The 11,658-nt window shown below is 59.9% G+C and carries 10 protein-coding genes; 3 read left to right on the forward strand and 7 right to left on the reverse strand.

Annotated elements, in window-relative coordinates:
• Positions 1–71 precede the first annotated feature (71 nt).
• The 7 genes from BLO97_RS08830 to acs form a co-directional block, all read right to left on the reverse strand.
• Positions 72–1,292: an aspartate aminotransferase family protein gene (locus BLO97_RS08830; protein WP_063324710.1), complete on the reverse strand. Its 1,221-nt coding sequence runs from the start codon at positions 1,290–1,292 to the stop codon at positions 72–74.
• A 450-nt stretch (positions 1,293–1,742) separates the two neighbouring features.
• Complete coding sequence (locus tag BLO97_RS08835; RefSeq protein ID WP_092223559.1) at positions 1,743–2,723, reverse strand: GlxA family transcriptional regulator; 981 nt, start codon at positions 2,721–2,723, stop codon at positions 1,743–1,745.
• Between the two features lie 113 nt (positions 2,724–2,836).
• Positions 2,837–3,601 (reverse strand): ABC transporter ATP-binding protein, encoded by a 765-nt coding sequence (locus BLO97_RS08840; protein WP_063324708.1) that lies wholly within the window; start codon positions 3,599–3,601, stop codon positions 2,837–2,839.
• Between the two features lie 56 nt (positions 3,602–3,657).
• Entirely contained in the window at positions 3,658–4,356 is a 699-nt protein-coding gene (locus tag BLO97_RS08845; RefSeq protein ID WP_072346411.1) for an ABC transporter permease, read from the reverse strand.
• Positions 4,353–5,042 (reverse strand): ABC transporter permease, encoded by a 690-nt coding sequence (locus tag BLO97_RS08850; RefSeq protein WP_003204800.1) that lies wholly within the window; start codon positions 5,040–5,042, stop codon positions 4,353–4,355. Before BLO97_RS08850 ends, BLO97_RS08845 begins: the two co-directional genes overlap by 4 nt.
• Positions 5,043–5,132: 90 nt before the next feature.
• Positions 5,133–5,906, reverse strand: a complete 774-nt coding sequence (locus BLO97_RS08855) for an ABC transporter substrate-binding protein (protein ID WP_047701101.1) — start codon at positions 5,904–5,906, stop codon at positions 5,133–5,135.
• A 942-nt stretch (positions 5,907–6,848) separates the two neighbouring features.
• Complete coding sequence (gene acs, locus BLO97_RS08860; RefSeq protein WP_092145230.1) at positions 6,849–8,804, reverse strand: acetate--CoA ligase; 1,956 nt, start codon at positions 8,802–8,804, stop codon at positions 6,849–6,851.
• Positions 8,805–9,249: 445 nt separating this feature from the next.
• Here acs and BLO97_RS08865 point away from each other — a divergent pair, with 445 nt between their 5' ends.
• From BLO97_RS08865 to BLO97_RS08875, 3 genes are all read left to right on the forward strand, one after another.
• A complete protein-coding gene (locus BLO97_RS08865; protein ID WP_003204807.1) occupies positions 9,250–9,513 on the forward strand; it encodes a DUF2790 domain-containing protein in 264 nt (87 codons plus the stop codon).
• 31 nt (positions 9,514–9,544) lie between these two features.
• Entirely contained in the window at positions 9,545–9,760 is a 216-nt protein-coding gene (locus BLO97_RS08870) for a hypothetical protein (protein WP_063324704.1), read from the forward strand.
• A gap of 490 nt (positions 9,761–10,250) precedes the next feature.
• The gene (locus BLO97_RS08875; RefSeq protein ID WP_092223555.1) at positions 10,251–11,498 is read left to right on the forward strand and encodes a ribonucleotide-diphosphate reductase subunit beta; all 1,248 of its coding nucleotides are present in this window, start codon (positions 10,251–10,253) and stop codon (positions 11,496–11,498) included.
• Positions 11,499–11,658: the final 160 nt, after the last annotated feature.

Raw genomic sequence — 11,658 nt, forward strand, 5'->3', positions numbered from 1 at the left:
TGGCTGGTCCGACGCCATCGTCGGATCGCCGCCCGGAGCAAGGTCGCCCCCACAAGGGGTCCGACTCAACCTTAGGCTTGGGTCAACTTCGCCACGGCCCGCTCGAAACGATCCAGGCCTTCGTCGATGTCGGCGTCTTCCACCACCAGGCTCGGGGCGAAGCGAATCACGTCCGGGCCGGCTTGCAGGATCATCAGGCCTTCCTGTTCGGCGGCGTTGAAGATGTCCTTGGCCTTGCCTTTCCAGGCGTCGTTCAGCACGCAGCCGATCAGCAGGCCCAGGCCGCGTACCTGGGTGAACAGGCCGTACTTCTCGCCGATCTGCTCCAGGCGCGCCTTGAACTTGGCGTGCTTGGTTTTGACACCACCGAGCACCTCAGGGGTATTGACCACATCGATCACCGCTTCGGCCACCGCGCAGGCCAGCGGGTTACCGCCGTAGGTGGTGCCGTGGGTACCGACGACCAGGTGCTTGGCCAGCGCTTCGGTGGTGAGCATCGCCGCGATCGGGAAACCACCACCCAGGCTCTTGGCGCTGGTGAGGATGTCCGGGACCACGCCGTAATGCATGTAGGCGAACAGGTGGCCGCTGCGGCCCATGCCGGTCTGCACTTCATCGAACACCAGCAATGCGTCGTGGGCATCGCACAGGTCGCGGGCGCCTTGCAGGTAGGCCTGCTCGGCCGGCAGCACCCCGCCCTCGCCCTGGATCGGCTCCAGCACCACGGCGCAGGTCTTATCCGAAATGGCGGCTTTCAAAGCGGCCAGGTCGTTGTAGGGAACGTGGGTGATGCCAGTAATTTTAGGACCGAAGCCGTCGGAGTACTTCGACTGCCCGCCGACGTTGACGGTGAACAAGGTACGACCGTGGAAGCTATTGAGTGCGGCGATGATTTCGTACTTCTCGCTGCCGAAACGATCGAACGCGACACGACGGGCCAGCTTGAAGGCGGCCTCGTTGGCTTCGGCGCCCGAATTGCAGAAGAACGCGCGCTCGGCAAAGGTTGCGTTGACCAACTTATGGGCCAGGCGCAGGGCCGGCTCGTTGGTGAATACGTTGGACACGTGCCACAACTTGTTGGCCTGTTCGGTCAGTGCGCCGACCAGCGCCGGGTGGGCGTGGCCCAGTACGTTGACTGCAATACCGCCAGCAAAGTCGATCAACTCACGACCGGATTGGTCCCATACGCGGGAACCGGCACCACGCACAGGGATGAAGGCAGCAGGTGCATAGTTGGGAACCATAACCTGGTCGAAATCGGCGCGTTGTACCGCGGCTTGCTCAACGGACATCGGAGTCTCCTGATGAGGAACACCCGCCTGGAACTGGCGGGCTTGGTAAGGATTGTAAGGACAGTTTTCAGCCCGGCCTTGCCGCCAAGCGACAACTTCTTATAGCGCCAACCCACGTTTTTCGCGGGTTTACGGCAATGCGACAAATAGCGTCGCAAAGGCGCAGTTTAAACGTTGGCGCGGGGTTTGAGGCAGCGACAATCACATTTCCCCTACTTGCTGGAGCCCCCCCCCCTGTGGCGAGGGGATTTATCCCCGCTGGGTTGCGAAGCGACCCCAAAGCCAGGCAACTCGGTGTGCCAGATAGATTGCATCGACTGTCTTGGGGCCGCTTCGCAACCCAACGGGGATAAATCCCCTCGCCACAGAGTGTTGTGTCTGCCCCACAGATGTTGTGCCAGCCTAGCCACAGGGACTCGTGCCTGCCCTAGCCACAGATGTTGTGCCAGCCTAGCCCCGTTCGGACGGCACCGACGACAGTTCGAACGGGCTGCTGCTGCGGCGCTGGTTGCGGTCTTCCCGCGGTGTGGCGCCGAAAAAGTTGCGGTAGGCGCTGGAGAAGTGCGGCCCCGAGGAGAAGCCGCAGGACAGGCCGATCTGGATGATGGATTTGCTGGTCTGCATCAGCATCTGCCGGGCCTTGTTCAGGCGCAGTTCCAGGTAATACTGACTGGGCACGCGATTGAGGTATTGCTTGAAGATCCGCTCCAACTGTCGACGGGATACACAGACATGCTGGGCGATCTCGTCGGTGGTCAGCGGCTCCTCGATGTTGGCTTCCATCAACAGCACTGCCTGGGTGAGCTTTGGATGGCTGGAGCCAAGACGGTTCTGCAACGGGATGCGCTGACGCTCGCCGCCCTCGCGAATGCGCTCGACCACCAACTCTTCCGACACCGCACCGGCCAGTTCCGCGCCGTGATCGCGAGCCAGCACCGCCAGCAACAGGTCGAGCACCGACATGCCGCCGCAAGCGCTCAGGCGATCGCGATCCCAGTCAAACAGATGGCTAGTGGCGATGACCTTGGGGAAGCGCTCGGAGAAATCGTCCTGCCAGCGCCAATGCACGGCGGCACGGTAACCGTCGAGCAAACCCAGTTGGGCCAGGGGATAGACACCGGCAGACAAACCACCAATCACACAACCGGCACGCACCAGTTGCTTGAGGGCACTGCTCAGGGATGAGGCCAGCGCAGCCGGCGGCTCATCGGCCAGCAGGAAAAGCTTCTGCAAGCCTTCGAGCTTGCCAGCCCAGGGCTCGCCCGGCAGTTGCCAGGCGCCGTCGACCGGTGGTTCGGCCTGCAAGAACGAAAGTTCATAGACCACATCCGGATGCACCCGCTGGGCAACACGCAAGGCCTCCTCGGCCAGCGCCAGCGTCAAGGCTTTAGTGCTGGGCCAAATCAGGAAACCTATTCGATGGGCAGTCATGGCGGGCGATCCGAAGCGAAAACAGTGTTAAAGCCAAAAGCGGCTGCAACCAAATTAGACCATCTGGCGCGCGGTGCGCAGCATGACCCAAATCAGGTGCGTAACGGGAGCGATTACTTGAGGCTGCCCGAAAGAAATTGTTGCAAGCGCTCGGATTGCGGATTGACCAGCACTTCGCGCGGGTTGCCGCTTTCTTCGACGATACCTTTGTGCAAGAACACCAGTTGGTTCGACACTTCACGGGCAAAGCCCATTTCGTGGGTCACCACCACCATCGTCCGGCCTTCCAGGGCTAGGCCCTGCATCACCTTGAGCACATCGCCTACCAGTTCCGGGTCGAGGGCCGAGGTCGGCTCGTCGAACAGCATCACCTCCGGCTCCATCGCCAGCGCACGGGCAATCGCCACACGCTGCTGCTCGCCGCCGGACATGTGGCCCGGGTAGGCGTCCTTGCGATGGGCCACGCCGACCTTGTTCAGGTAGTGCTCGGCTTTCTCCCGCGCTTGAGCCTTGGTCACGCCCAGTACATGCACCGGCGCTTCCATGATGTTTTCCAGCGCGGTCATGTGGGACCACAGGTTGAAATGCTGGAACACCATCGACAGCCGCGAACGCATGCGCTGCAGTTGCTTGGGGTCTGCAGCCTTCAACGCGCCGTCCTTGCCGGCGACCAGCTTCAACTCTTCGTTGTTGAGCAGGATCTTGCCAGCATGGGGTTGCTCAAGCAGGTTGATGCAACGCAGGAAAGTACTCTTGCCGGAGCCACTGGAGCCGATGATGCTGATCACATCGCCGGCGGCGGCTTTCAGGGACACGCCCTTGAGCACTTCGTGACTGCCATAGCGTTTATGCAGGTCTTGGACTTCAAGCTTGTACATGCGGTCGGTTCTCACAAAACGTCAGTCGTTGAGCAGTCGATCGGATCGATGCGTTATCAGTGCTTGCGCGGGGCCAGGTAACCCAGCCAGCGGCGCTCGGCCAGCTTGAACAGGCGCACCAGGATGAAAGTCAGGCACAGGTAGAAAACGCCGGCCGTGATGTAGGCTTCGAACGGCAAGTAGTACTGCGCATTCACCGTGCGCGCGGCACCGGTGATGTCGATCAGGGTCACGATGGAGGCCAGGCTGGTGGTCTGCAACATCATGATCACCTCATTGCTGTATTGCGGCAGCGCCCGACGCAAGGCCGATGGCAGCAGGATCCGGCGATACAGCTTGTAGCGCGACATGCCCATGGCCTTGGCCGCTTCGATCTCACCGTTGGACGTGGCCCGCAGGCTGCCGGCGATGATTTCAGCGGTGTAGGCGCTGGTGTTGATGGCGAACGCCAGGCACGCACAGAAGGTCGCACTGGACAGCCACGGCCAGAGAAAGCTTTCGCGAACGATCGCGAACTGCGCCAGCCCGTAGTAGATCAGGAACAGTTGCACCAGCATCGGCGTGCCGCGGATCACGTAGGTGTAGAGCCAGGCCGTCATGTTGACGACCGGCTGCTTGGACACCCGCATCAGCCCCAGGGGCAACGCCGCCAGCAGGCCGAAGAACAGCGACAGGGCCAGCAACTTCAGAGTGGTCAACAAGCCACTGAAATACAGCGGCAAGGCTTCATAGATGACGTTGTAGTCGAAGATCATAGATCAGCCGCCCTTACGCCTACCGAGTAGCGCTTCTCAAGGTGACGCAATGCCAGTAACGAGACACTGGTGATCACCAGGTACATCGCCGCCACTGCGAGGAAGAAGGTGAAAGGCTCGCGCGTGGCATCTGCCGCCTGCTTGGCCTTGAACATCATGTCTTGCAGGCCCACCACCGAAATCAGCGCGGTGGCCTTGGTCAGCACCAGCCAGTTGTTGGTGAAGCCCGGGATCGCCAGGCGAATCATCTGCGGCACCAGCACCCGGAAAAACACCTGGAACCCGTTCATGCCGTACGCCATGCCCGCCTCGGCCTGCCCCTTGGGGATCGCCATGAAGGCACCGCGGAAGGTTTCCGACAGGTAGGCACCGAAGATGAACCCCAGAGTGCCGATACCGGCCGCCAGCGGGTTCAGGTCGATGTAATCGTCGTAGCCGAGCATCGGCGCCACGCGATTGAGCAAGTCCTGGCCGCCGTAGAAAATCAGCAGGATCAGCACCAGGTCGGGAATACCGCGAATGACCGTGGCATACAGGTCGCCCAGCCACGCCAGCCAGCGCACCGGAGAGAGGCGCAACGCAACGCCAATCAACCCCAGGACGATGGCCAGGGCCATGGACGACAAGGCGAGCTCAAGCGTCAACCATGCGCCATCGAGGATGACAGCCCCGTAGCCTTTCAACATGATTCAGGTCCTCGAAAGTGGGATGAAAAAATGGCGCAAACCGCAGAGATCCTGTTGCTTGCGCCATTTCGCACGAGTGGCGGGACGTCGTTACTTGCCGTAGATGTCGAAAGCGAAGTATTTGTCCTGGATTTGCTTGTACTTGCCGTTCTCGCGAATGGCCGCGATCGCGCCGTTGATCTTGTCCTTCAACGCGTCGCCCTTGCGCACCGCGATGCCGACGCCGTCGCCGAAGTACTTGACGTCGGTAAAGGCCGGGCCGACGAACGCGAAGCCCTTGCCGGCATCGGTCTTGAGGAAGCCGTCATCCAACAGCGTAGCGTCTGCCACGGTGCCGTCGAGACGACCAGCGGACACGTCCAGGTAGATCTCGTTCTGCGAACCGTATGGCTTGATCTCGGCACCCAGCGGGGCCAGGACTTCACGGGCGAAACGCTCGTGGATCGAACCACGCTGTACGCCGATATTCTTGCCCTTGAGCTCGGTCAGACCGTCGCTGACCTGGGTTCCGGCCTTCATCACCAGACGAGCCGGGGTGTTGTAGTACTTGTTGGTGAAATCAACCGACTTCTTGCGATCTTCGGTGATCGACATGGACGACAGGATCGCGTCGATCTTGCGAACCTTGAGCGCCGGGATCAGACCGTCGAACTCTTGCTCGACCCACACGCACTTGACCTTCATCTCTTCGCACAGCGCATTGCCGATGTCATAGTCGAAACCGACGATGCTGCCATCCGGAGCTTTAGAAGCGAACGGAGGGTAAGCCGCTTCGATACCAATCTTCAGGGGTTTCTCATCAGCGAAGGTTGGCAGGGACAGCACGGACAGTGCCAGGGCGCCAAGCAGCACAAGTTTCTTCATCTTGGGACTCCATCGGTAAAGGGCAAAAACGGCAGAGTGAGCAACAGCCCAATATGCGAATGGGTGAAACGAACTTTGGTGCTGCGTCCTAGGAAGCTCACGATTTATTCAACACGAGCCACGACGAGCGAGTGATCGGCATTCTAACGACAGGCCCGAAGCCGATATTTCTTCAATGCGACAACAAATTACAGAAGCACCGAGAAAGCTGTTCGAGCGCATTGACAGCCCCGCAAATTCATGCAAGAGCAAAAGAAGGGAAACCGATCTATGCTGCAAATAGCGGGCCCATTATTCGCAAACCCTTCTAATCCGGCAAGCACAGCGTGTCGGCTTATTTTTGGAGACACCCGGAAGCGCCCTGTATCGGGGCTTGGCGTTTCACATCGCCCCGTTGTGGCGCCTTTGGTTACACATTTCGAAACACCGGTAACGTTCGGAAGCGTCTGACGACGAAGATCGATATTTATTCGCAGACCATGCCGGCCAAACACAAAACCCCGTGGCGAGGGAGCTTGCTCCCGCTGGGCTGCGCAGCAGCCCCAAAGCCATGCACCGCGGTCGTTCGAACACCCAACCTGTGGCGAGGGAGCTTGCTCCCGCTGGGCTGCGCAGCAGCCCCAAAGCCAGGCACCGCAGTCGTTCGAACACCCAACCCGTGGCGAGGGAGCTTGCTCCCGCTGGGCTGCGAAGCAGCCCCAAAGCCAGGCACCGCAGTCGTTCGAACACCCAACCTGTGGCGAGGGGATTTATCCCCGTTGGGCTGCGAAGCGGCCCTAAAACCAGGCAACTCGGTGTATCAGGAAGAATCAGTTGGGAATCTTGGGGCTGCTTCGCAGCCCAGCGGGGATAGATCCCCTCGCCACAAAGGCCATACGGCGCGCACAAAAAAGCCCCGCCAGGCAAATGCCAGGCGGGGCTGCTTGAGGTCACAAACCACCGTCAGGCCACGTTCATGGTCTTGTGCGTCTCGATCAGATGCGCCACCACGCTCGGGTCGGCCAGGGTGGAGATATCACCCAACCCGTCGTACTCCGCCGTGGCGATCTTGCGCAGGATGCGGCGCATGATCTTGCCAGAGCGGGTTTTTGGCAGCCCCGGCGCCCACTGGATCACATCCGGCGAAGCAATCGGACCGATCTCCTTGCGCACCCAGTTCTTCAGTTCCAGGCGCAGGGCCTCGCTGGTTTCTTCGCCGGCATTGAGGGTGACATAGACGTAGATGCCCTGCCCCTTGATGTCGTGCGGCACACCGACCACCGCCGCTTCGGCGACTTTCGGGTGGGCGACCATGGCGCTCTCGATCTCGGCCGTGCCCATACGGTGGCCGGACACGTTGAGCACGTCATCCACCCGACCGGTGATCCAGTAGTAGCCATCCTCGTCGCGACGCGCACCGTCGCCGGTGAAATACATCCCACTGAAAGTCTTGAAGTAGGTGTCGACAAAACGATCATGGTCGCCGTACAGCGTACGCGCCTGGCCTGGCCACGAATCGAGGATCACCAGGTTGCCTTCGGCCGCGCCTTCGATCAGGTTGCCGAGGTTGTCCACCAACGCCGGTACCACACCGAAGAACGGACGCGTAGCCGAACCTGGCTTCAACGCCGTGGCGCCTGGCAGTGGGCTGATCAGCACGCCACCGGTTTCGGTCTGCCACCAGGTGTCGACGATCGGGCAACGCTCCTTGCCAACATTCTTGTAGTACCAGTCCCAGGCTTCCGGGTTGATCGGCTCGCCCACCGAACCCAACAGGCGCAGGCTGCTGCCGTCGGCACCTTCGACGGCGGCAGTACCCGAGGCCATCATCGCGCGGATAGCGGTCGGCGCGGTGTAGAGGATGTTGACCTTGTGCTTGTCGACAACCTTGGCCACTCGGGTGATGTCCGGGTAGTTCGGCACGCCTTCGAACAGCAGCGTGGTCGCGCCGTTGGCCAGCGGGCCGTAGACGATATAGCTGTGGCCAGTGACCCAGCCGACGTCGGCGGTGCACCAGTAGACGTCACCGGGCTTGTAGTCGAACACGCGCTCATGGGTCAGCGCCGCGTACAGCAAGTAGCCGGCCGTGGTGTGCTGCACGCCCTTGGGCTTGCCGGTGGAACCGGAGGTGTAGAGGATGAACAGCGCTTCTTCGGCGCCCATTTCCTTCGGCGCGCAAACGGTGCCGGCCACTTTCATCAGGTCTTCGTACCAGATGTCGCGGTGCTGGTTCCACTTGATGCCACCACCGGTGCGCTTGCACACGATGACCTTCTGGATGCTGCTGGTTTCTGGGTTGGTCAACGCGTCATCGACGTTGGCCTTGAGCGGGATCTTCTTGCCGGCGCGAACGCCCTCGTCGGCGGTGATCACCACTTTGGACTTGCAGTCGATGATCCGACCGGCCAGTGCTTCCGGCGAGAAGCCGCCGAAAACGACCGAGTGGATCGCTCCGATCCGGGCACAAGCCAGCATGGCGACCACGGCCTCGGGGATCATCGGCATGTAGATCGTCACCACGTCGCCGCGATGCACGTCCTGGCCGCGCAGGGCGTTGGCGAACTTGCAGACTTCTTCATGCAGTTCGCGATAGGTGATGTTGCGGCTCTCGGCAGGGTCATCGCCCTCCCAGATAATCGCCACCTGATCGCCGCGCTCGGCCAGGTGACGGTCGAGGCAGTTGTAGGAAACGTTCAGGGTGCCGTCGGCGAACCACTTGATGTCGACATGGTGATCGTCGAAGGACGTCTGCTTCACCGTGGTGAAAGGCTTGATCCAATCGAGGCGCTTGGCCTGCTCGCGCCAGAAGCCGTCCGGGTTGACCACCGACTGCTGGTACATGGCCTTGTAGGTCGCCTCGTCAGTCAGCGTATTGGCCGCAACCTCGGGACGAACGGGATACACAGAAGCCGCACTCATCTTTCTTACCTCGGTGAATAGTTGTTTTTGTATGATCCCGTTGTAGCCCGGGGCGGGCCTATAGAACCATTCGACGATGGTAGTAACAAGTCCCTACAAAATGTCGGTACTAACGTGCAACTCCCTCCCGCCAGGCTTTTCCCTGTGCAGCAGCCGAGCCTGTGGGAGCCGAGCCTGCTCGCGATGGCGGTAGCCCATCCAACATAGATACAGCAGACAATCCCCCCACCTGCAGCGATTATTACCAGATCAACCAACAGTGTTTATCAAAACCGAGTCTTTTTGTGCCCCGCCCCACTCCCTAAAATTCATCTCGCCAACCGGCAAACACGATTAACGCAACACAGCCCCCACGAAGGCCGTTAATCCAACTTCCAATACTTGCTCCACACGCAACCCCAAAAAGGTTGCGTGACCCCACTCGACCTCAAGAAAGGTGAATCAGATGAAAGCTTTATGGGTTCTGGTCCTCGGCAGCCTTTGCGCCACCGCGATGGCAGACGAGCTCCCGACCGATGCTGCACAGCAAAAACCGGCCATTGAGGAGTACACCTACTCCACCCACCTGGACATCGCCAAAGTCATTTCCATGAGCGAAATCCCGAACGTCTGCGAAGTGGTCCCGGCAAAGATGGAATACGACGATTCCAAGGGCCAGCGCCACATCCTGCGCTACAGCGTCATGGGCAACGGCTGCTCCAACGGCTGATCAACCTTTAAACCAATCGGGAGCAACCACCATGAAAACCCCACTGATCCTCGTCCTGACCCTGTCCGTACTGGCCGGCAACACCTTCGCCGCCGACGGATTTGATCGCACCGGTTCTGCGGTCGCTGAAGACGGCTACGACCGCACCGGTTCTGCTACCGTCGCGCAAGACGGCTACGACCGTACCGGCTCCGCTACCGTCGCGGAAGATGGCTACGATCAAACCGGTTCGGCCCGTATCGGCTGATCATTACTGGCATTTTCCACGGCCCGATTTCGATCGGGCCTGGTTGTGTCTGAAAGCGCCGAAAACCCTCCATAAACACAACATGTAGTGCAAAACCGTAAAAAACGCTCATTTTTTGATCAAAAAAACCCGCCCCGCGACCCATGCAAAAAAAATCTTCAGCAGCCAAAGCCTTGTAAACCCTCGCTCCCACGCGGATATGCCCCCCGCCACCTCCTTCGTGGGCGATTTCGCCGCAGCACGTAGGCAAAAAAGTCCTTATAATGCCGCCTTAAACGGGCCTGCAATATTCCCTTACAGGGGATCAAGCCAGCCTGAAGCCCCCGCAGAGGCTTATCGCCTCCTCGCGTACACAGCCGCTTCAGAATGACCCGTACATTTTTCTGTTTATTGCCTGCGTCAGCTGCTGCAACAAACGATTTTTCCAAGATCCACCGCGGCCAGTAGGCCTTCATTGGGCATCTGGCCCTCACGCAGGAGACGACACGTCATGCTGAGCTGGGACGAATTCGACAAAGAAGACGGCGAAGTCGCTGTAAAAGGCGCCAACGCCGGCCACGCTTCTGAAGCCAACATGGACCGCCTCGACAGCGCCGGCGGTGCCGCCGCCCTCGAAGCCCGGGCCGTGACGGCCAACGACTCGGCCGCGATCATTCGCGCCAAGGCCGCCCTCGACAAACTCGACATCGCCGAAGGCCTCGCCGAACTCGAAGGCGCCTCCGCCCGTGTCGCCGTCGACGAAAAGCGCATGATCAACTGCCGCGCCGACCTTAACCAGCTCGTGCCATTCAAATACGATTGGGCCTGGCAGAAGTACCTGGACGGCTGCGCAAACCACTGGATGCCGCAAGAAGTCAACATGACCGCCGACATCGCCCTCTGGAAAAACCCGGAAGGCCTGACCGACGACGAGCGCCGCATCGTGATGCGCAACCTGGGCTTCTTCTCCACCGCCGACTCCCTGGTTGCCAACAACCTGGTCCTGGCCGTGTACCGCCTGATCACCAACCCGGAATGCCGCCAGTACATCCTGCGCCAGGCCTTCGAAGAGGCGATCCACACCCACGCCTACCAGTACTGCATCGAATCGCTGGCCATGGATGAAGGCGAGATCTTCAACATGTACCACGAGATCCCATCGGTCGCGAAAAAAGCCGCCTGGGGCCTGAAATACACCCGTTCGATCTCCGATCCGAAGTTCGAAACCGGCACCCCGGAAACCGACAAAGAGCTGCTGCGCAACCTGATCGCCTACTACTGCGTCCTGGAAGGCATCTTCTTCTACTGCGGCTTCACCCAGATCCTCTCCATGGGCCGCCGCAACAAAATGACCGGCGTCGCCGAGCAGTTCCAGTACATCCTGCGCGACGAATCCATGCACCTGAACTTCGGCATCGACGTGATCAACCAGATCAAGATCGAAAACCCGCACCTGTGGGATGCCGAGATGAAGGAAGAAGCGACCCAGATGATCCTGCAGGGTACGCAGCTGGAGATCGAATACGCCCGCGACACCATGCCTCGCGGCGTGTTGGGGATGAATGCGGCGATGATGGAAGACTATCTGAAGTTCATCGCTAACCGTCGCCTGTCGCAGATTGGTCTGAAGGAAGAGTATCCAGGCACGACTAACCCGTTCCCTTGGATGAGCGAGATCATGGACTTGAAGAAAGAGAAGAATTTCTTTGAGACGCGAGTGATTGAGTATCAGACGGGTGGGGCTTTGAGCTGGGATTGATTTCGAGAGAGAAATCCTGAGCTGAACCACCAGCGACTTAACTTAAAACCCCGTGAAAACGGGGTTTTTTGTGTTCCGCAGAAGCCAAGCCACGTTTAACTCTGGCGCAGGCGCGCTACCTTTGCCCTACGAAAAACTCAGAATCCTTCCGCATTGACGC

The sequence above is a fragment of the Pseudomonas sp. NFACC05-1 genome, assembly GCF_900100135.1.
Taxonomy (GTDB): domain Bacteria; phylum Pseudomonadota; class Gammaproteobacteria; order Pseudomonadales; family Pseudomonadaceae; genus Aquipseudomonas; species Aquipseudomonas fluorescens_Q.